Consider the following 19,662-nt stretch of genomic DNA (forward strand, 5'->3'; position numbering starts at 1 on the left):
CCTGCTCACGCTCCCGCGGCGACAAGGACGACGGCGACCGCCAGGACGACGGTGCCGGCGAGCAGCGCGCTCACATAGGTCTGCACATTGCCGGTCTGCGCCCGCCGTACGGCGGCCCCGAGCAACCGGGGCAGGGCGGCCGCGCCGCGTACGTAGGTGTCGACGACCTCGCGGTCGAGGAAGCGGACGAGGCTCGCTCCGGCCTGGACCGGGCGGACGAACAGCGCCGTGTACACGGCGTCCAGGTGGAAGCCTGCGGCCGCATGCCGATGGAGCGGGCCGAGGAGCAGCCGGCCGGGGTCGGGCGCGTGGGCGAGGTCGGCCGGCCCGTGGTCGGCGAGGGCATGGGCCTCGACCAGGCTCGCGTCGCCCTCCGGGTGCGCGGCGGCCTCGCCCTGGAGGTGCTCCCACTCGAAGGAGGGCGCGGGCGCCGCCGGGACGCGGGCGGCGAGCGCGCTGGTGCGCTGCCAGGCGCCAAAGGTGACCAGTCCGCCGACCACGGCGAGGCCGGTGCTCAGGATGGAGGTGAGCAGGGTCGGGGTCAGGTCGCGGCCGTCGAACCAGCCGGGCAGCGAGCGGTAGGCGAGCCCGCCGAAGGCCAGGGACGGCACGGCGAGGACCCAGAGCACCACGGTCATCGTCAGCGGCTGGCGGCCGTGGTCGGGGGCCTCGGCGCCCCGGCCGCGGAAGGCCAGCAGCCACAGCCGGGCCGCGTAGGCGGCGGTGAGCAGTGCGGTGAGCAGGCCGGCCACGAGGACGATCCAGCCGGCGGCGCCGGGCGCGTGGCCGGTGCTCCCGGTGGCGACGTGCTCGGCGGCGCCGAGGACGGACTCCTTGGAGAAGAAGCCGCTGAACGGCGGGATCGCGGCGAGCGCGAGGAGCGCCACGGTCATCGTCCAGTAGGCGTCCGGGACGCGGTCGCGCAGGCCGTGCATGCGGGACATGGCGGCCAGTGAGTTGGTGCCGGCGGCGTGGATGATCACGCCGGCCGCGAGGAACAGCAGCGCCTTGAAGGCGCCGTGCGACAGGAGGTGGAAGACGGCGGCGCCGCGGTCGCCGACGGCGAGGGCGCCGGTCATGTAGCCGAGCTGGCCGATCGTCGAGTAGGCGAGGACGCGCTTGATGTCGTCCTGGGCGAGCGCGGCGAGCGCCGAGCCGGCCATCGTGACGGCGGCCATGACGGCGAGGACGATCATCGCGGCCTTGGAGGCCTCGAACACCGGGAGGAGACGGGCGATGAAGTAGACACCGGCGGCGACCATCGTCGCGGCGTGGATCAGCGCCGAGACCGGGGTCGGGCCCGCCATCGCGTCCGGGAGCCAGGTGTGCAGCGGGAACTGCGCCGACTTGCCCGCGACGCCCGCGAGGAGCAGCAGGGCGACCAGCGTCGGGTGGTGCAGGCCGCCGCTCGCGACGGCGCCGAGGACGCGGGTGATGCGGAAGGACCCGGCGTCGGTGGCCAGCGCGAAGAGGCCGATGAGGAACGGCACGTCGCCGAGCTTGGTGACCAGGAAGGCCTTCAGGGAGGCGGCGCGGGCCTCCGGGGTCTCCCAGTAGTGGCCGACCAGGAAGTAGGAGCAGATACCCATGACCTCCCAGCCGACCAGCAGCACGATCAGGTCGCCGGAGTAGACGACCAGGAGCATCGCGGAGGTGAACAGCGAGACGAGGGCGGCGTACGAGGGGTAGCGCGGGTCGTCACGCAGATAGCCCGTCGAGTAGATCTGCACGCAGGCCGCGACGAACGCGACCAGGATCGCGACGAGCGCGGCGAAGCCGTCGATGTGCAGCGCCAGCTCGATCGGGACCGACCCGGTGGGCGTCAGCTCGGTGTGGGCGTCGACGGCCTGGTCGCCGCCCTGGCGTACGGCGACCAGCGCGGCCAGGACGAGCGAGGCCAGCGGCGGCAGCACGGCGAGCGGGCGGACGAACCCGGGCGCGGTGCGGCCGAGCAGCAGTCCGGCCGCGGCGCCCAGGAACGGCAGAAGGGGGACGAGGACGGCGAGGTGGGTCGTGGTCACGCGGTGGCCTCAGCCTTCTCGGCCGCGGAGGAGTCGGGGCCACCGGTGCCGGGGCCCTCGGCGGTGTCGCGGAGCTTGTCGATGTCGGAGGTGCCGCGGTTGCGGTAGACGGCGAGCACGATCGCCAGGCCGATGCCGATCTCGGCGGCGGCGATGGCGATGGTGAACAGGGTCAGCGCCTGGCCGGAGTGCAGGGTCTCCTTCGCGGCCCGGCTGAGCCAGACGTCGAAGGCGACCAGGTTGAGGTTGACGGCGTTGAGCATCAGCTCGACCGACATCAGGACCAGGATCGCATTGCGGCGGGCGAGGACGCCGTACAGGCCGGTGCAGAAGAGGAGGGCGGAGAGTACGGCCGGATAGGCGAGGTGCATCAGCGGGCGCCTTCCTGCTCGGCCGGGTGAATTCCGGAATCCGTGATGGAAGGGGAACTCTCGGTGATGGCTTGGGAGTTCACAGGGGGAGGACTCGACTCCGCCTTCGCCTTGCGGGACAGGACGATCGCGCCGACCAGGGCCGCGAGGAGAAGGACGGAGAGCGCCTCGAAGGGCAGCACCCAGCTGCGGAACAGGCTCTCGCCGGTGACGCGAGTGGTGCCGGCAGCGGGGCCGTTCAGGTCGATCCAGGTGGTGCGGAAGGCGTCGACGACCACCCACACCAGAGCGACGGCGGCGGCGAGGGCGACGGTCAGGGCGGCCCAGCGGTTGCCGGAGTCGGCGTCCGGGGAGCGGCCGATGGGCGCCTTGGTGAGCATGAGACCGAACAGGAGGAGGACGACGACGGAACCGACGTAGATCAGGACCTGCACCCAGGCGATGAACTCGGCCGTGAGCAGCAGGTACTCCACGGCGAGACCACCGAGCGCGACCACCAGCCACAGGGCGGCGTGCACCAGCTGGCGGGTGGTGACGGTGACGAGTGCGGCGCCGAAGGTGACCAGGCCGACGAGGAGGAAGGCGATCTCGACGCCGGTCGGGGACAGGAAGCCGTGCGGCGTTTGAGCGAGGGTCACGACTCAGCCTCCCCCGGCTCGTTCTGCGCGGCCGCCAGCTTCTCGGCGGTCTTGCGGGCGGCGCCGATCTCCTTCGGCTCCTCCGCGGCGGGGTCCAGGGCCGGCGGGGCCGGGACGGTCCACATCCACTCGCGGAGCTTGTCCCGCTCGTGGGTGAGGTCACGGATGTCGGTCTCGGCGTACTCGAACTCCGGGGACCAGAACAGCGCGTCGAAAGGACAGACCTCGATGCAGATACCGCAGTACATGCACAGGGAGAAGTCGATGGCGAACCGGTCGAGGACGTTGCGGCTGCGCTCGCGGCCGCCGGGGGCGGCCGGCGGGACCGTCTCCTTGTGGGAGTCGATGTAGATGCACCAGTCCGGGCACTCACGGGCGCAGAGCATGCAGACCGTGCAGTTCTCCTCGAACAGGCCGATCACACCACGGGTGCGGGGCGGCAGTTCGGGCTGGGCTTCCGGGTACTGCTCGGTGACCGACTTCCTGGTCATCGTGCGCAGGGTGACAGCCAGGCCCTTGGCGAGGCCGCTGCCAGGGATGGGGGCCACTACGAGATCACCACCTTCACGATGCCGGTGAGGGCGATCTGGGCGAGGGAGAGGGGGACGAGGAGGGTCCAGGAGAGCTTCTGGAGCTGGTCCTCGCGCAGGCGGGGGTAGGTGACGCGGAGCCAGATGACGACGAAGGCGAGGATCGCGGCCTTCAGCAGGGTCCACAGCCAGCCCAGGCCGTCGGTGCCCCAGGGGCCGTGCCAGCCGCCCAGGAAGAGGACGGTGGTCAGACCGCACAGGACGACGATTCCGGCGTACTCAGCCAGGAGGAAGAGTGCGAAACGCAGACCGGTGTACTCGGTGTACGCGCCGAAGATGATCTCCGAGTCGGCGACGGGCATGTCGAACGGCGGGCGCTGCAGTTCGGCGAGTCCGGCGACGAAGAAGACGACCGCTCCGATGATCTGCCAGGGCACCCACCACCAGTGGAAGGCGTGCAGGATGCCGGGCAGGGAGACCGTTCCCGCGGCCATGGCGACCGAGGCCGCGGCGAGCAGCATCGGGAGTTCGTAGGCGAGCAGCTGGGCGGCCGTGCGCAGGCCGCCCAGCAGGGAGAACTTGTTCGCGCTGGCCCAGCCGGCCATCAGCGAGCCGAGCACGCCGACGCCCATCACCGCGAGCACGAAGAACACGCCCGCGTCGAGGACCTGGCCGACGGCACCCTCGCTCGGGCCGATCGGGACGGCGAGCAGGACGAGGAGGTAGGGCAGCAGGGCGACGGCGGGCGCGAGCTGGAAGACACGGCGGTCGGCACCGGCCGGGACCACGTCCTCCTTCTGCGCGAACTTCACACCGTCGGCGATGAGCTGGGCCCAGCCGTGGAAGCCGCCCGCGTACATCGGACCGAGGCGGCCCTGCATATGGGCCATCACCTTGTGCTCGGTCTGCCCGACGATCAGCGGGAAGGTGAGGAAGACGACGAACACGACGAGGAGTCGCAGGGCGACGTCCAGCGCGTCGTTCACTGCGGGCCTCCTGTGGAGTCGTCGTCGGGGGTTTCGGGGTTGGGCGGTCCGGCTCGTCCACTCCGTGGCTCGGCTTGCTCGCCCTGAGGTTCCGGCTGCGGCTGCTCACGCCGCGGCTCAGCCTCCGGCTCCGGTTGCCCGAGCTGCGGCTCAGGCTCCGGCCCCGGCTGCTCGCGCTGCGGCTCTGGCGCCGGCGTCGGCTCGGGCTTCGGCTCGGGCTTCGGCTCGTCGAAGGCCGGGCGGGCGTGGTGCCATGGGGCGTCCGAGCTGCGCGGGGGCGTGCTCCGGCGGGCCGCGCCCTGCGGTGCGGTCGGCGCCTGCCCCTCCTCCTGCGCCGGCATCTGCGTCGGCGGCTGGGCCTCGGCCTCGGGCCGTTGCGAGGCCGAGCCCTCCGAGGTGCTGCGCGAGCGGCGCGGGTGGGCCGATTCCGGGGCAGGCGTCGGGGCCGACGGCGATGGCGGCGCGGCCTCGGCAGCGGCCGTGCCGTCCGCGGTCCGGTCGGCCTCGTTGTCGGCCGCAGGCCCTGCCGCCGCCGTCTGGCTCGCCGAGCCCTGGCTCGCGCTCCTCATCCGGCGCGGACGGGCGCCGCTGGCGGGACCTGCAACGGCACCCGCACCCGCAGCAGCACCAGTGGCAGCGTCTGCGCGCGGAGCCACCGCGGCGGTCTCTTCGGTCTGCGGTGGCTGGCTCGCGGAGCCCTCCGCCGCCGTGCGGGCGCGTCGTACCGGACGCTCCCCGGCCGCACCCGCGCGGGGCGCCGCCCCGCGCGCCGGGCGGGCCGGGGCGGGCGGGAGCTGGCCCTTGAGAGGGCCCCACTCGTTGGGGTCGGGGACGCCCGGGGGCAGCATCTGGCGGCGCTTCGGGCCACCGTGTTCGGATTCGCCTGGCTCCTTCGCGCCGGGCCAGGCCTTGGCGACGCGGGCGGCGAGGACGAAGTCCTTGCGGAGGGGGTGGCCCTCGAAGTTCTCGGGGAGGAGGAGGTGCTCCAGCGACGGGTGGCCCTCGAAGCGAACGCCGAACATCTCGTGGGTCTCGCGCTCGTGCCAGGCGGCGCCCGCGTAGACGCCGACGGCCGAGGGCAGCGCCGGCGCCTCGTGCGGGACGGTCGTACGGACGAGGAGACGGCGGACCGGGTGCAGGGCGACGACGTGGGCCGAGACGCGGAAGCCCGTGCCCGGTTCGTCGACCGCGCTCAGCCAGTCGAAATAGGTGCAGCCCAGGGTCGTACGGGCCGTCTCCAGGGCGGTGAGCCAGGCGGACGGCGGTACGTCCACGGTCAGGAGGTCGTACGACTCCTCGGCCGTGGCGTCCGCGCCGAAGACCTCCTCGACCGGGGCGGGGAGCCAGCCGACCGTGCTCATCGGGCGTCCCCCTCGGCAGCGGGCGCCGGAGGCTTCACCAGGTCGCTGGTCAGGGCGGCGACGGACGGCCGGGAATGTCCGTACCGCTCCTCCAGCGACTCTCGGGCGATCTTCTCCTGGAGCTTGAGAATGCCCTGGAGCAGCGCCTCGGGGCGCGGCGGGCAGCCGGGGACGTACACGTCCACCGGGATGATCTGGTCGACGCCCTTGGTGACGGAGTACGAGTCCCAGTAGGGGCCGCCGCAGTTGGAGCAGGCGCCGAAGGAGATGACGTACTTCGGCTCGGGCATCTGCTCGTACAGGCGCTTCACGGCCGGGGCCATCTTGTCGGTGACCGTGCCCGACACCACCATCAGGTCGGCCTGGCGGGGCCCGGGCGCGAACGGGATCACGCCGAGGCGGATGAAGTCGTGGCGGGCCATCGACGCGGCGATGAACTCGATCGCGCAGCAGGCGAGGCCGAAGTTGAAGACCCAGAGCGAGTAGCGGCGGCCCCAGTTCAGGACCACCTTCATCGGCTCGGGGGCCAGGCGGGCGAGCGCGCCCAGCCTCCCGCTGCCTTCGGCGGGGGTGCCCCCGGGCTCGGGGAGCGGCACAGGAGTGCGGGTCACGTCCATGTCAGGACGCCCTTCTTGTATGCGTACAGCAGGCCCACGGCGAGGAAGCCCAGGAAGATGAACATCTCCACGAGGGTCGTCGCGCCGTAGCCGGGGGCGGCGAAGACCGTCGCCCAGGGGAACAGGAAGATCGAGTCGACCGCGAAGATCACGTACAGGAAGGCGTAGACGTAGTAGCGGACCTGGGTGTGCGCCCAGCCCTCGCCGACGGGGTCGACACCGCACTCGTAGGTCAGCAGTTTCTCGGGGGTCGGCACGATCGGGCGCAGCAGGCGGCCGGCTCCGAAGGCGACCGCCACGAACAGCACGCCGATGAGGGCGAGCAGGCCCACCACCGAGTACGACCGGAAGTAGCCGGCCGCGATGACATGCGCCGTGGTGGCAGTCGAGTCCCCCAACGTCTCCCGCACCGTCCGACCTCGCTCCCTGACTTCGTGACCCCAGTGAACCTCGGGATGCAACGTAATGGCGTGATGCAACGTGATTCGACGATCTGTACGCACGGGAGTCTAGGCCCTGATAAAGAACCGGTAAGCAGCCCGTCACGGCGTGAGACAGGTGATGAGCCCGGGGGTGGGGTTTTCCCCCGTCGGCGGAGGGCGGCGTACCGCATGGCGCGGAGGGCGCCGGGCACGGCAGGCTGACCGGTATGACCGCTACCAGCAGCTCCGCCCCGGACCGGGCCGACGGTACCGACCGGCTGCCGCCGATCCGGCCGGCGTACGACGTGCACACGTGGAAGGAGATCCTTTATCTCCTGCTGAACCTGCCGGTCGCGGTGTTCGGCTTCGTCTACGCGATCACCGTGCTGTCCGTCGGCGGGTCCTTGACGCTCACGGTCATCGGTCTTCCGCTGCTCGCGGTCAGTCTGCTGGGCGCGCGGCAGCTGGGGAAGCTGGAGCGGGCCCGCGCCCGGTGGCTGCTCGGGGTGCGGGTGGAGGAGCCGACACCGCTGCCCCTCGCGAAGACCGGCGGGCTGCTGCAGCGGTTGTGGATGGCGCTGAAGGACCCGGTGGGCTGGCGGACGCTGCTGTACGACGCCATCCGGCTGCCCTGGGGCGTCCTCACCTTCTGCACGGTGCTGACCTCGCTGTTCGTGCTGTGGCCGGTGCTGCCCTACCTGGCCCGGGGCTTCGCCAACGTGGACCGCTTCATGGTGCGCGGGCTGCTGTCGCCCTCGGACGAGCTGGAACGCCGTATCGCCGAACTGGAGTCGGACCGCGGGGTCGTGGTCGACACGGCCGCCGCGGACCTGCGGCGCATCGAGCGGGACCTGCACGACGGGGCACAGGCCCGGCTGGTCAACCTGGCCATGGGGCTCGGTCTGGCCAAGGAGAAGCTGCTGGAGGACCCGGACTCGGCGGCCTCGATGGTGGCGGAGGCGCACGGCGAGGTGAAACTGGCCCTGCAGGAGCTGCGCGACCTCGCCCGCGGCATCCATCCGGCAGTGCTCACGGACCGGGGCCTGGACGCGGCCCTGTCCTCGGTCGCCTCGCGCTGCACGGTCCCGGTGAAGGTCACCGTGGACCTGCAGGACCGCCCGGCACCGGCCATCGAGGGCATCGCCTACTTCACCGTCTCCGAACTGCTGCAGAACATCAGCAAGCACAGCCGGGCCCGGTCCGCGTCGGTGGACGTGTGGCGCACGGAGGAACGGCTGCTCATCCAGGTCCGGGACGACGGCCAGGGCGGCGCCCGGCTGGACGCCGGCACCGGTATGCGGGGCCTGGCGGACCGGCTCGGCGCGGTGGACGGCCTGTTCGTACTCGACTCACCGACCGGCGGCCCGACAGTGGTCACGGCCGAACTGCCGTGGCGGAACCGGGCGGAGTAGCGGGCGGCGCCCAGGCGGGTGCGGCGACTGCGACTCCCCAGGGGTGCTACCGACGGCGCCGAAGAGCCGACCGCACCGGACGACGACGCGGCCGATCCGCCGGAGGCAGCGGCCGATCCGCCGGAGGCAGCGGCCGATCCGCCGGAGGCAAGGGGTGGGGAAAACCCCCGCTCCAAGACGCCGACGGACTCCATGGCCCGGCAGCCCGCGGCGCACGAATCTGGAAGCACGGCTGAACCGCCGCTCGAACGAGAAGAACGGGACGAGATCGATGGCCACGGAGTACGGACACGGGTACGGGTACGGGCAGGAGGACGGCAGGCCCGCCGAAGCCAGCCATCGGCTGCCCGCCGCGCTGCGGGCGCCGTTCGAGGCGCGCAGCTGGCGCGAGTTCGGCTATGTGCTGCTGAGCCTGCCGCTCTCCATCGTGCTGTTCACCTGGGCGGTGACCATGGTGTCGCTCGGTGCCGGCCTGCTGGTGACCTTCATCGGCGTCCCGGTGCTCGCGGCGGCGCTCGCCGGCTGCCGGGGCTTCGGCGCGCTGGAGCGGGCGCGGGCGCGCTCACTGCTGCGGCTGGACGTGGCCGAGCCGGAGCCGCTGCGCACGCGCGGGCCGGGCGCGCCGGCCTGGATCGGCGCGGTGCTCAAGAGCGGCGCCTCCTGGCGGAACCTGCTGTACGCGCTGCTGCAGTTCCCCTGGGCGGTGTTCTCGTTCACGGTGGCGGTCACCCTGTGGACCACGGGCTGGACGCTGCTGACGTACCCGCTGTGGTTCTGGGTCTTCCCGGCCTACGCCGGCCAGGGCGGGCTGCAGCTGTACGGCGACGAGCACCACAGCGTCTATCTCGACAACCCGTTCGAGATCACCGTGACCGCGCTGGTCGGACTGCTGTTCACGCTGGCCACGCCGTGGATCGTACGGGCCCTGACGACGGTGGACGGGCTGCTGGTACGGGGGCTGCTGGGGCCGTCGCCGCTGTCGGCGCGGGTGGTGGAGCTGGAGTCGGACCGCGGGGTCGTGGTCGACACGGCCGCCGCCGACCTGCGGCGCATCGAGCGGGACCTGCACGACGGGGCACAGGCCCGGCTGGTCAGCCTGGCCATGGACCTGGGGCTGGCGAAGGAGAAGCTCCAGGAGGATCCGCGGGCGGCGGCGCGGATGGTGGAGGAGGCGCACGGCGAGGTGAAGACGGCGCTGCAGGAGCTGCGCGACCTCGCCCGCGGCATCCATCCGGCCGTGCTGACCGACCGCGGTCTGGACGCGGCCCTGTCCTCGGTCGCCTCACGCTGCACGGTCCCGGTCCGGGTCGAGGTCGACCTGCCGGCCCGCCCGGCACCGGCCATCGAGGGCATCGCCTACTTCACCGTCTCCGAGCTGCTGCAGAACATCAGCAAGCACAGCCGGGCCCGGTCCGCGTCGGTGGACGTGTGGCGCGCCGAGGACCGGCTGATGCTGCAGGTGATCGACGACGGTGTGGGCGGCGCGGACGTCTCCCGCGGCTCGGGCCTGGCCGGCCTCGCCGGACGCCTGGACGCGGTGGACGGCGTCCTCGTGGTGGACTCCCCCGCGGGCGGCCCCACCCGGGTGATCGCCGAACTGCCCTGGCGAGCCTGACCCCCCGGCCTGCAGAAACTGGGGGGCCTGTCCTGTCCCCAGGACTTCGGGGACAGGGACCCAAGGCCCCGAGAGGACCCCTCACCGCCCCTTCCTCGCCCCTCCCCCCGGTCCCCCGGCCCTCCTGTCCCCCCGGGTCCCTCGGCCCCCTCCCCCGGCGGGGGGATTGCGCTGGTGCTGCGGCGGCGCGGACCGAATGCTGGAATGCTGGACCTCCGTAGCGGCGAAGGTCGCCGGAGAGTGGAATCGGGCTTGGGGGGCCAAAGGTCGTGGAGGACAGGGTGCGGGTGGTCATCGCCGAGGACTCAGTGCTGCTCAGGGAGGGCCTGACCCGGCTGCTGACCGACCGTGGGCACGATGTCGTGGCCGGTGTGGGGGACGCGGAGGCGCTGGTGAAGACCGTCGCCGACCTGCAGGCGCAGGGCGCACTGCCGGACGTGGTGGTGGCGGACGTACGGATGCCGCCGACACACACCGACGAGGGCGTACGAGCGGCCGTACGGCTGCGGAAGGCGCATCCGGGGCTCGGGGTGCTGGTGCTGTCGCAGTACGTGGAGGAGCGCTACGCCACCGAGCTGCTGGCCGGTTCCAGCCGGGGCGTGGGCTATCTGCTCAAGGACCGGGTCGCCGAGGTGCGCGAGTTCGTGGACGCGGTGGTGCGGGTGGCCGGGGGCGGTACGGCGCTGGACCCCGAGGTGGTCGCGCAGCTGCTCGGCCGCAGCCGCAAGCAGGACGTGCTGGCGGGGCTGACCCCGCGTGAACGCGAGGTGCTCGGGCTGATGGCCGAGGGGCGGACGAACTCGGCGATCGCCCGGCAGATGGTGGTCAGCGACGGGGCCGTGGAGAAGCACGTCAGCAACATCTTCCTGAAGCTCGGCCTGACCCCGAGTGACGGGGATCACCGGCGTGTTCTGGCCGTCCTGACCTACCTGAACTCGTGATGCACTGACACTGAGTCAGCAGGATGTCAGTCCGTCCGGCTTCCGTGGAGGCCGGACACCCAGGCGGGAGAACGGCGCAGAGGGACCCAGAGACGCGCGGCGGAGTCTTCGACGTCAGCCGCAGGGGGGCGGCGAACCATGAGAAGTCAGCGCGAAGGCGTGAAGGGCCGACGCGACGGCACGAGCAGCCGGCGTGAAGGCGCGGAAAGCCGGTGCAAAGGCACTAGAAGCCGGCACGAAGGCACGAGCGGTCAGCGCGGTCAGCGTGAAGGATCGATTCGGACACGCGCAAGACCGCCTCGCACACACGAAAGGCCGTCTCAGAAAGCCGTCCATCATTCGGATGGCCTCGGGAAGGCGACCCTAACCGACGTAGGGTTGATCCTGGGATGGTCCGTGGTACGACCACGCCCGGACAGCCGCCTCGAAGGAGGTCCAGTTCAGTGACCAGCCAGGTCAGCAGCCCAGCGGAGCAGACTGACGGTACCGTCGTGGGAGAGCAGCGCAATCCGGGCGGCGCGAAGGACGTGCGGCGCCTGGACCGGGTGATCATCCGGTTCGCGGGGGACTCGGGTGACGGCATGCAGCTCACCGGTGACCGGTTCACCTCGGAGACCGCTTCCTTCGGCAACGACCTCTCCACCCTGCCGAACTTCCCCGCCGAGATCCGTGCCCCCGCCGGCACCCTGCCCGGCGTCTCCAGCTTCCAGCTCCACTTCGCCGACCACGACATCCTCACGCCGGGCGACGCGCCGAACGTGCTCGTGGCCATGAACCCGGCCGCACTGAAGGCGAACATCGGCGATCTGCCGCGCGGCGCCGAGATCATCGTCAACACGGACGAGTTCACCAAGCGTGCCCTGCAGAAGGTCGGCTACGGCGCCTCCCCGCTGGAGGACGGCTCGCTGGACGGCTACAACCTCCACCCGGTGCCCCTGACCACCCTCACGGTGGAGGCGCTGAAGGAGTTCGACCTGACCCGCAAGGAGGCCGAGCGCAGCAAGAACATGTTCGCGCTGGGCCTGCTGAGCTGGATGTACCACCGGCCGACCGAGGGCACCGAGAAGTTCCTGAAGTCGAAGTTCGCGAAGAAGCCGGAGATCATGGCGGCGAACATCGCCGCGTTCCGCGCGGGGTGGAACTTCGGCGAGACGACGGAGGACTTCGCGGTCTCCTACGAGGTCGCCCCGGCCGCCAAGGCCTTCCCCGTGGGCACCTACCGCAACATCTCCGGCAACCTCGCCCTGGCCTACGGCCTGGTCGCCGCCTCCCAGCAGGCGGACCTGCCGCTGTTCCTGGGCTCGTACCCGATCACGCCGGCCTCGGACATCCTGCACGAGCTGAGCAAGCACAAGAACTTCGGCGTGCGGACCTTCCAGGCGGAGGACGAGATCGCGGGCATCGGCGCGGCGCTGGGCGCGGCGTTCGGCGGCTCGCTCGCGGTGACGACGACGTCCGGTCCCGGTGTCGCCCTCAAGAGCGAGACGATCGGCCTCGCGGTCTCCCTGGAGCTGCCACTGCTCGTCGTCGACATCCAGCGCGGCGGCCCGTCCACGGGTCTGCCGACCAAGACCGAGCAGGCGGATCTGCTGCAGGCGATGTTCGGGCGCAACGGCGAGGCGCCGGTGCCGATCGTCGCGCCGAAGACCCCCGCGGACTGCTTCGAGGCCGCTCTGGAGGCGACCCGGATCGCGCTGACGTACCGCACACCGGTGATGCTGCTCTCCGACGGCTATCTGGCCAACGGCTCCGAGCCGTGGCGGATCCCGGACCTGGACGAGCTGCCGGACCTCAGGGTCCAGTTCGCCTCCGGTCCGAACCACACCCTTGAGGACGGCACCGAGGTCTTCTGGCCGTACAAGCGGGACCCGCAGACCCTGGCCCGGCCGTGGGCGGTTCCGGGCACGCCGGGTCTGGAGCACCGCATCGGCGGCATCGAGAAGCAGGACGGCACGGGCAACATCTCCTACGACCCGGCCAACCACGACTTCATGGTCCGCACCCGCCAGGCCAAGGTCGACGGGATCGAGGTCCCGGACCTGGAGGTCGACGACCCGCACGGCGCGAGGACCCTCGTCCTGGGCTGGGGCTCGACGTACGGACCGATCACGGCCGCGGTACGGCGGCTGCGCGCGGCCGGCGAGTCGATCGCGCAGGCGCATCTGCGCCACCTCAACCCCTTCCCGCGCAATCTCGCAAGCGTGCTGAGGAGTTACGACAAGGTGGTCGTCCCCGAGATGAACCTCGGGCAGCTCGCCACCCTGATCCGGGCGAAGTACCTGGTCGACGCCCACTCCTACAACCAGGTCAACGGCATGCCGTTCAAGGCGGAACAGCTCGCCAAGGCTCTGAAGGAGGCCATCGATGACTGACACCGGCAACGGACTGCTGCAGCTGGTCCCCAAGGCCGAGGCCAAGCAGTCGATGAAGGACTTCAAGTCGGACCAGGAGGTGCGCTGGTGCCCCGGCTGCGGTGACTACGCGATCCTCGCCGCCGTCCAGGGCTTCATGCCGGAGCTGGGGCTGGCCAAGGAGAACATCGTCTTCGTCTCCGGCATCGGCTGCTCCTCCCGCTTCCCGTACTACATGAACACCTACGGGATGCACTCCATCCACGGCCGCGCCCCCGCCATCGCCACCGGCCTCGCCACCAGCAGGCGCGATCTGTCGGTGTGGGTGGTCACCGGTGACGGCGACGCGCTGTCCATCGGCGGCAACCATCTGATTCACGCGCTGCGCCGCAACGTCAACCTGAAGATCCTGCTCTTCAACAACCGGATCTACGGCCTGACCAAGGGCCAGTACTCGCCGACCTCCGAACTCGGCAAGATCACCAAGTCGACGCCGATGGGCTCGCTGGACGCGCCGTTCAACCCGGTGTCGCTGGCGATCGGCGCGGAGGCGTCCTTCGTGGCCCGCACCATCGACTCCGACCGCAAGCATCTGACGGAGGTGCTGCGCGCGGCCGCCGACCACCCGGGCACGGCCCTGATCGAGATCTATCAGAACTGCAACATCTTCAACGACGGCGCCTTCGACGCCCTGAAGGACAAGCAGCAGACCGAGGAGACGCTGATCCGTCTGGAGCACGGGCAGCCGATCCGCTTCGGGGCCGACGGTGCGCGGGGCGTCGTACGCAACCGGGCCACCGGTGATCTGGAGGTGGTCACGGTGACCGCGGAGAACGAGGCGGACATCCTGGTCCACGACGCGCACGCCACGTCCCCGACCACCGCGTTCGCGCTCTCCCGGCTCGCCGACCCCGACACCCTGCACCACACCCCGATCGGCGTCTTCCGCAACGTCGAGCGGCCGGTGTACGACACGGCCATGGCCGAGCAGCTGGACACCGCGATCGAGCAGAAGGGCAAGGGCGACCTGGCCGCGCTGCTGGCCGGCGGGGACACCTGGACGGTCGTCGGCTGAGTCCGCTCGCTTCTCTTCTCTTCGCTCGGCTACGAGGCCCGGGACCGCTGCGGCGACTCCCGGGCCTCGTCGTATGCCCGGCGGTTCTCGTCGTAGGCGTGGCGGGCCTGCTCCACCTGGGCCATGCGGTCGTGTGTCCACTGGGCCAGGGAGCGCACCTGCTCCGCCGCCTCGCGGCCGAGGGGGGTGAGCGAGTAGTCGACGCGGGGCGGGATGACCGGCTTGGCGTCCCGGTGGACCAGGCCGTCGCGCTCCAGGGTCTGCAGGGTCTGGGTGAGCATCTTCTCGCTGACGCCGCGCCCGCCGACGACGTTGATCGCCCGGCGCAGCTCGCTGAACCGGTACGGCCGCTCCAGCAGCCCGACCAGGACGAGGACACCCCAGCGGCTGGTGACGTGCTCCAGGACGAGCCGGTACGGGCACAGCGACTCGGCGTCCGCGGCCTGCCTCTCGCTTACTGCCATGTCAGTACCTTACTTCAAAGTGGGTACTTTCGCTTGGTTAGTGCCACTCCTAGGGTGAGTGCCATACGGCAATACGGCAATACGGCACCCACAAGGAGTTCTGAACCATGAGCATCGTCGTCACCGGAGCCACCGGACACCTCGGCCGGCACGTAGTGGAGCAGCTGCTGGAGAAGGTTCCGGCGGAGCAGATCACCGCTGTCGTGCGGGACGAGCAGCGGGCCGCCGGCTTCGCGGCCCGCGGGGTCAAGCTGGCCGTCGCCGACTACAACGCGCCCGAGACCTTCGACAGCCTGTTCACCGCCGGTGACAAGGTCCTGCTGATCTCCGGCAACGAGTTCGACAAGGGCCGGGTCGGCCAGCACCGGGTCGTCATCGACGCCGCGAAGGCGGCCGGCGTGGCGCTGCTCGCGTACACCAGCGCGCCGGGCAGCCTCACGGCCGCGCTCGCGGACGACCACCGGGCGACGGAGCAGGCCCTGCTCGCCTCCGGCCTGCCGTACACCCTGCTGCGCAACGGCTGGTACCACGAGAACTACACCGAGAACCTGGCCCCCGTGCTGGAGCACCACGCGGTCGTCCAGGCCGCCGGCGACGGCCGGATCTCCTCGGCGTCCCGCGCCGACTACGCCGCCGCCGCGGTCGCGGTGCTGACCGGCGAGGGCCACGAGAACAAGACGTACGAGCTGGGCGGCGACGAGACGTGGGGCTTCGCCGAGTACGCGGCCGAGCTGAGCCGGCAGACCGGCAAGGAGATCGCCTACACCCCGGTCTCCGTCGAGGCCTTCAGCGGCATCCTGGCCGGCGCCGGGCTGCCCGGGCCGCTGGCCGCGATCCTGGCCGGCGTGGACGCCTCGATCGAGAAGGGCGAGCTGGTGGTCCCGTCCGGGGACCTGTCGCGGCTGACCGGCCGCCCGACCACACCGCTGGCGCAGGCGATCACTGCCGCACTCAAGAGCTGACGGCCGATCCGTCCGGCGCCCCCGCCTGTCATGACCGTATGCCGGAACACACATGACAGGCGGGGGCGCTCGGCGCTACCTTCGTTCTCGCGTGCGTAAGCGAGCGCGTGCGTAAGCGAGAAGGAGGAGCCGTGGCCGGGACGTCCAGGAGTGAGCATCGAATAGGCCTGCTCAACGGCTTCGCGGCGTACGGCATGTGGGGCCTGGTGCCGCTGTTCTGGCCCCTGCTGAAGCCCGCCGGGGCGCTGGAGATCCTCGCCCACCGCATGGTGTGGTCCCTCGTCGTCGTCGCCTTCGCCCTGCTCTTCGTACGGCGCTGGGCCTGGGCCGGACAGCTGTTGCGCCAGCCGCGCCGGCTCGCGCTGGTCGCCGTGGCCGCCTCCGTCATCACCGTGAACTGGGGCGTCTACATCTGGGCCGTGAACTCCGGCCATGTCGTCGAGTCCTCCCTCGGGTACTTCATCAACCCGCTGGTGACCATCGCGATGGGCGTGCTGCTGCTGAAGGAGCGGCTGCGGCCCGTGCAGTGGGCGGCGGTCGCGACCGGCCTCGCCGCCGTGATCGTCCTGACCGTCGGCTACGGCCGGCCCCCCTGGATCTCGCTCGTCCTCGCCCTCTCCTTCGCCACCTACGGCCTGGTCAAGAAGAAGGTCGGCCTCGGCGGCGTCGAGTCGCTGGCTGCCGAGACCGCGATCCAGTTCCTGCCCGCGCTCGGCTATCTGCTGTGGCTCGGCGCGCACGGCAGGACGAGCTTCCTGAACGACGGCTCCGGGCACGCGGCCCTGCTCGCCTCCACCGGAGTCGTCACCGCACTGCCGCTGGTCTGCTTCGGCGCGGCGGCGATCCGCGTACCGCTGTCCACGCTGGGCCTGCTCCAGTACCTGGCGCCCGTCTTTCAGTTCCTGCTCGGCATCCTCTACTTCCACGAGGCCATGCCGCCCGAGCGCTGGGCCGGGTTCGCGCTGGTCTGGCTGGCGCTGCTGCTGCTCGCCGGCGACGCGCTGCGATCCGCCCGCCGGACCGCCCGCACGCTCGCCGACGCCACCGGCGCCCCCGGCACCACCGCGACCACCGCGACCACCGCGACCACCGGCACGATCAGGGCCGCACGGAACGCGGAGAACCTGCCGGAGAACGTGCCCTCCGGACCGGAGGCGGACCCCGAGACCGCGAGGACGTGACCAGCGGTGCCCGACAGCGCGTGAGCAGTGCCGCGGAATCAGCGCGTCCGGCGCAGGCCACGGCTATAAGTGGTCACCATGACCACCCAGCCACCCGGACCCACGCCCGCCCCCCTGCACTGGAAGCTCGTCGTCGACGCGGGCGATCCGCACACCCAGGCCGACTTCTGGGCCGCCGCCCTGCACTACACGGCCGAGGACAACAGCGCCCTGATCGAACGGCTGCTGTCCCTCGGCGCACTGCCCGCCGCGGCCACGGTCGAGTACCACGGCCGCCCCGCCTTCCGTGACCTGATCGCCGTACGGCATCCCGACGACCCGTACGACCCGGCGACCGGCACCGGGCTCGGGCGGCGACTGCTGTTCCAGCGCGTACCGGAGACGAAGACCGTGAAGAACCGGCTCCACCTCGACCTGCACCCCGGCGAGGGCCGACGCGCCGACGAGGTGACACGGCTTCAGGCGCTGGGCGCACAGGTGCTGAACGAGATGAAGGAACCCTCGGGCACATGGGTGGTGATGGCCGACCCGGAGGGCAACGAGTTCTGCGTGCACTAGCCGGGCCGCCGCCTTGGCCGTACGACGTTCGTACGGCGGTCGGTCGTACGGCGGCGGGTCGTGCGGTGGGTCGTACGGCGTCGGCGGTCAGGCCTGTGCGGCGCGGGCGGCCCGGTCGGTGAGGCGGACCATGCGGGCACGGACGGACTCCAGCGGACGCGGATCATCGGCCGCGGGGCCCGGCTCGGCGGTGAGGTCCGTCCACAGCTCGATCAGGTCGCGGCCGAGCCGCAGGCCCTCCTCGGGGTCACGCACCGCACGCCACGCCGTCGCCGCGCTCTGCACGTTGCCGTAGGCGGCCTCCACGTCCCGCGCCTGGCGGCGCAGCCGGGCGAGGTCCAGGGACAGCCGGAAGGCGCGGACCGGCTCGTCTCCCAAGTAGGCGATGTAGGCGGACAGTTCGCGCAGGTGCAGCACCTCGGCATGGCCGGGGCCGAGCACGGTGGTCGCCTCGGTGACCGTACGGTCGGCGAGTTCCGCCGCCGCCTCGATACGGCCGGCCCGCACGGCCTCGTTGATCCGCGTCATCGGCCCGGTGAGGAACTCGGCGCCCTCCGCGGTCTCGGTGACCGGCCCGTCCCCGAGCACCTCCTCGGCGACGGCGTCGAAGCCGCGGGCGGGGGTGTGGGTGGGGGCGGGGTCGGGCACGGCGACCGGGACGGAGAGCGCGAGTTCGGGCACGGATCGAGGGGCGCGGGCAGGGGTGACGGTGGCCGGCACGGGCTCCGGGACGGGGACGGGGATGGGCTCCGGGACGGGTACGGACACCGGAACAGGGGCAGGGGCGGGGACAGAGGCATAGGCAGGGGCTGTGTGTGTCGGCAGGGGCCGCGGGGCATCCATGCCCGCCGTCGGCGCCTGCCTGGCCGGCATGACCGGCGCGGGGCCGAACTGTCCGGTCGGCGCCTGCACCGATCCGGCCGGCACGGGTTCCGGTTCCCCCACCGAGGGCAGGGCCGGCGCGCTCGCACGCGAAGGCGCCGCAGGCACGCCCGCCCGCACGCCCGCCGACGACGCCACCCGTACCGGCTCTCCCGTCACCCGGCTGGAGCCGTCCGCCGAGACCTCCAGGGGAACCACGCAGCCCTCTCGGTCGTCGTGGATCGTGACGCGTATCGGGGCGCCGAGGCTGATGGCCAGGCGCTGGAGGTGGTTGAGGACGGCCTGGTGGATCTCCTCGCCCGGCGCCGCCACCACCGACGTCCCGCCCACCGACGCGCTTCCCGCGCCGAACACCCGGACCGGAACCACGGCCGGATGCGCCGCGGGCTGCTGCGCCCGCTTCTTCTCGAAGCTGAGTCGAGACATCGGTTTTCCCTCACTCCCCCGGCGCCGCGCGATCCGGTCGTACGCGTCCTGCCCACCAGTGTGTCGGCTCCCTCCGGTTTCCGCGTCACCGCAGCGTCACAGCCTCGCACCAGCCGCACCCTGGCCAAGGTTGCTTGCATGTGCATAAAATGCACACGTATTTATTCGTCGTGCGCCAACATTCATCTGGGGGACCCATGAGCCGCCGTTTCCTCTTCGTCCTGGGCAGCTCCCGCGCCGAGGGCAACACCGAACTGCTGGCCCGCGTGGCGGCCGAGCAGCTGCCCGGTGACGTCGAACAGCGCTGGATCCATCTGGCCGACCACCCGCTGCCCGACTTCGCGGACCTGCGGCACGACAGCGACCACGCGGGGCCGGCGGCGGACAGCGCGACCGGTCTGCTGCTGGACGCCACGCTCGCGGCCACGGACATCGTGATCGCCTCGCCGCTGTACTGGTACTCGGTGTCCGGCCTCACCAAGCGCTATCTGGACTACTGGTCGGGCTGGCTGCGCACGCCGGGCGTCGACTTCAAGGCGACCCTGGCCGGCCGCACGCTCTGGGGCATCGCCGCGCTCGCCGACAGCGAGCCGTCGGTCGCCGACCCCTACGTCGGCACCCTCAACAACTCGGCCGCCTACATGGGGATGCGCTTCGGCGGGGTGCTGCTGGGCAACGGCAGCGACCGCGGCGACGTGCTGAAGGACGCCGACGCGCTGGCGCGCGCGAAGACGTTCTTCGCGCAGGACGCGCCCCTCGCCCAGTTCCCGTACCAGCACGCCTGACGACGTCTGTGCGCTGATGTCCGTCGCCGACTGTCCGCTGATGTCCTTCGTCGCTGTCCGCTGA

19 protein-coding genes are annotated in these 19,662 nt (G+C 71.6%); 9 read left to right on the plus strand and 10 right to left on the minus strand.

Annotated elements, in window-relative coordinates:
• Positions 1–5: 5 nt before the first annotated feature.
• The 8 genes from AB0L75_RS22035 to AB0L75_RS22070 are packed head-to-tail and all read right to left on the minus strand — an operon-like array spanning position 6 to position 6,934.
• Positions 6–2,021, minus strand: a complete 2,016-nt coding sequence (locus AB0L75_RS22035; RefSeq protein WP_365183273.1) for an NADH-quinone oxidoreductase subunit L — start codon at positions 2,019–2,021, stop codon at positions 6–8.
• Entirely contained in the window at positions 2,018–2,392 is a 375-nt protein-coding gene (gene nuoK, locus AB0L75_RS22040; protein ID WP_365183276.1) for an NADH-quinone oxidoreductase subunit NuoK, read from the minus strand. The genes AB0L75_RS22035 and nuoK overlap by 4 nt, the downstream gene beginning before the upstream one ends.
• A complete protein-coding gene (locus AB0L75_RS22045; protein ID WP_365183278.1) occupies positions 2,392–3,030 on the minus strand; it encodes an NADH-quinone oxidoreductase subunit J in 639 nt (212 codons plus the stop codon). The genes nuoK and AB0L75_RS22045 overlap by 1 nt, the downstream gene beginning before the upstream one ends.
• Positions 3,027–3,578 (minus strand): NADH-quinone oxidoreductase subunit I, encoded by a 552-nt coding sequence (locus AB0L75_RS22050; RefSeq protein ID WP_365183281.1) that lies wholly within the window; start codon positions 3,576–3,578, stop codon positions 3,027–3,029. The genes AB0L75_RS22045 and AB0L75_RS22050 overlap by 4 nt, the downstream gene beginning before the upstream one ends.
• Positions 3,578–4,546 (minus strand): complex I subunit 1 family protein, encoded by a 969-nt coding sequence (locus AB0L75_RS22055; protein WP_365183283.1) that lies wholly within the window; start codon positions 4,544–4,546, stop codon positions 3,578–3,580. The genes AB0L75_RS22050 and AB0L75_RS22055 overlap by 1 nt, the downstream gene beginning before the upstream one ends.
• A complete protein-coding gene (locus AB0L75_RS22060; protein WP_365183285.1) occupies positions 4,543–5,907 on the minus strand; it encodes an NADH-quinone oxidoreductase subunit C in 1,365 nt (454 codons plus the stop codon). Before AB0L75_RS22060 ends, AB0L75_RS22055 begins: the two co-directional genes overlap by 4 nt.
• Positions 5,904–6,524, minus strand: a complete 621-nt coding sequence (locus tag AB0L75_RS22065) for an NADH-quinone oxidoreductase subunit B family protein (protein ID WP_365183288.1) — start codon at positions 6,522–6,524, stop codon at positions 5,904–5,906. The genes AB0L75_RS22060 and AB0L75_RS22065 overlap by 4 nt, the downstream gene beginning before the upstream one ends.
• Positions 6,515–6,934, minus strand: coding sequence for an NADH-quinone oxidoreductase subunit A (locus AB0L75_RS22070; protein WP_365183291.1), 420 nt, complete (start codon positions 6,932–6,934; stop codon positions 6,515–6,517). The genes AB0L75_RS22065 and AB0L75_RS22070 overlap by 10 nt, the downstream gene beginning before the upstream one ends.
• Positions 6,935–7,173: 239 nt before the next feature.
• Here AB0L75_RS22070 and AB0L75_RS22075 point away from each other — a divergent pair, with 239 nt between their 5' ends.
• The 5 genes from AB0L75_RS22075 (at position 7,174) to AB0L75_RS22095 (ending at position 14,340) form a co-directional block, all read left to right on the plus strand.
• Positions 7,174–8,358 (plus strand): sensor domain-containing protein, encoded by a 1,185-nt coding sequence (locus AB0L75_RS22075; protein WP_365183294.1) that lies wholly within the window; start codon positions 7,174–7,176, stop codon positions 8,356–8,358.
• A gap of 271 nt (positions 8,359–8,629) precedes the next feature.
• Positions 8,630–9,973 (plus strand): sensor domain-containing protein, encoded by a 1,344-nt coding sequence (locus AB0L75_RS22080; RefSeq protein ID WP_365183297.1) that lies wholly within the window; start codon positions 8,630–8,632, stop codon positions 9,971–9,973.
• 281 nt (positions 9,974–10,254) lie between these two features.
• Positions 10,255–10,914 carry a response regulator transcription factor gene (locus AB0L75_RS22085; RefSeq protein ID WP_365183721.1) on the plus strand — a complete coding sequence of 220 codons (660 nt, stop codon included), beginning with the start codon at positions 10,255–10,257 and terminating at the stop codon, positions 10,912–10,914.
• 443 nt (positions 10,915–11,357) lie between these two features.
• Positions 11,358–13,286: a 2-oxoacid:acceptor oxidoreductase subunit alpha gene (locus tag AB0L75_RS22090; RefSeq protein ID WP_365183300.1), complete on the plus strand. Its 1,929-nt coding sequence runs from the start codon at positions 11,358–11,360 to the stop codon at positions 13,284–13,286.
• A complete protein-coding gene (locus AB0L75_RS22095) occupies positions 13,279–14,340 on the plus strand; it encodes a 2-oxoacid:ferredoxin oxidoreductase subunit beta (protein WP_365183303.1) in 1,062 nt (353 codons plus the stop codon). The genes AB0L75_RS22090 and AB0L75_RS22095 overlap by 8 nt, the downstream gene beginning before the upstream one ends.
• A gap of 29 nt (positions 14,341–14,369) precedes the next feature.
• Here the strand turns inward: AB0L75_RS22095 and AB0L75_RS22100 are convergent, their stop codons facing one another.
• Positions 14,370–14,804 carry a helix-turn-helix domain-containing protein gene (locus AB0L75_RS22100; protein ID WP_365183306.1) on the minus strand — a complete coding sequence of 145 codons (435 nt, stop codon included), beginning with the start codon at positions 14,802–14,804 and terminating at the stop codon, positions 14,370–14,372.
• Between the two features lie 107 nt (positions 14,805–14,911).
• Between AB0L75_RS22100 and AB0L75_RS22105 the strand changes: the two genes are divergently transcribed.
• The 3 genes from AB0L75_RS22105 to AB0L75_RS22115 all read left to right on the plus strand — a co-directional run bounded on the left by AB0L75_RS22105 (position 14,912) and on the right by AB0L75_RS22115 (position 17,505).
• The gene (locus tag AB0L75_RS22105) at positions 14,912–15,766 is read left to right on the plus strand and encodes an SDR family oxidoreductase (RefSeq protein WP_365183309.1); all 855 of its coding nucleotides are present in this window, start codon (positions 14,912–14,914) and stop codon (positions 15,764–15,766) included.
• 131 nt (positions 15,767–15,897) lie between these two features.
• A complete protein-coding gene (gene rarD / locus AB0L75_RS22110) occupies positions 15,898–16,947 on the plus strand; it encodes an EamA family transporter RarD (protein WP_365183312.1) in 1,050 nt (349 codons plus the stop codon).
• A gap of 78 nt (positions 16,948–17,025) precedes the next feature.
• A complete protein-coding gene (locus AB0L75_RS22115) occupies positions 17,026–17,505 on the plus strand; it encodes a VOC family protein (protein WP_365183315.1) in 480 nt (159 codons plus the stop codon).
• A gap of 87 nt (positions 17,506–17,592) precedes the next feature.
• On the opposite strand, the gene AB0L75_RS22120 is transcribed toward AB0L75_RS22115, so the two are convergent.
• Positions 17,593–18,813: a hypothetical protein gene (locus AB0L75_RS22120; protein WP_365183319.1), complete on the minus strand. Its 1,221-nt coding sequence runs from the start codon at positions 18,811–18,813 to the stop codon at positions 17,593–17,595.
• A 197-nt stretch (positions 18,814–19,010) separates the two neighbouring features.
• Here AB0L75_RS22120 and AB0L75_RS22125 point away from each other — a divergent pair, with 197 nt between their 5' ends.
• Positions 19,011–19,598 (plus strand): NAD(P)H-dependent oxidoreductase, encoded by a 588-nt coding sequence (locus AB0L75_RS22125; RefSeq protein WP_365183321.1) that lies wholly within the window; start codon positions 19,011–19,013, stop codon positions 19,596–19,598.
• Positions 19,599–19,662: the final 64 nt, after the last annotated feature.

Origin of the sequence: Streptomyces sp. NPDC052101 (genome assembly GCF_040680235.1) — a bacterium.
Taxonomy (GTDB): Bacteria; Actinomycetota; Actinomycetes; order Streptomycetales; family Streptomycetaceae; genus Streptomyces.

Coding starts and splice junctions, on each gene's coding strand:
- nuoK (WP_365183276.1), bottom strand. CDS start 2,392: ATGCACCTCGCCTATCCGGCCGTACTCTCCGCCCTCCTCTTCTGCACC.
- AB0L75_RS22060 (WP_365183285.1), bottom strand. CDS start 5,907: ATGAGCACGGTCGGCTGGCTCCCCGCCCCGGTCGAGGAGGTCTTCGGC.
- AB0L75_RS22065 (WP_365183288.1), bottom strand. CDS start 6,524: ATGGACGTGACCCGCACTCCTGTGCCGCTCCCCGAGCCCGGGGGCACC.
- AB0L75_RS22075 (WP_365183294.1), top strand. CDS start 7,174: ATGACCGCTACCAGCAGCTCCGCCCCGGACCGGGCCGACGGTACCGAC.
- AB0L75_RS22080 (WP_365183297.1), top strand. CDS start 8,630: ATGGCCACGGAGTACGGACACGGGTACGGGTACGGGCAGGAGGACGGC.
- AB0L75_RS22095 (WP_365183303.1), top strand. CDS start 13,279: ATGACTGACACCGGCAACGGACTGCTGCAGCTGGTCCCCAAGGCCGAG.
- AB0L75_RS22100 (WP_365183306.1), bottom strand. CDS start 14,804: ATGGCAGTAAGCGAGAGGCAGGCCGCGGACGCCGAGTCGCTGTGCCCG.
- AB0L75_RS22105 (WP_365183309.1), top strand. CDS start 14,912: ATGAGCATCGTCGTCACCGGAGCCACCGGACACCTCGGCCGGCACGTA.
- AB0L75_RS22115 (WP_365183315.1), top strand. CDS start 17,026: ATGACCACCCAGCCACCCGGACCCACGCCCGCCCCCCTGCACTGGAAG.
- AB0L75_RS22120 (WP_365183319.1), bottom strand. CDS start 18,813: ATGTCTCGACTCAGCTTCGAGAAGAAGCGGGCGCAGCAGCCCGCGGCG.
- AB0L75_RS22125 (WP_365183321.1), top strand. CDS start 19,011: ATGAGCCGCCGTTTCCTCTTCGTCCTGGGCAGCTCCCGCGCCGAGGGC.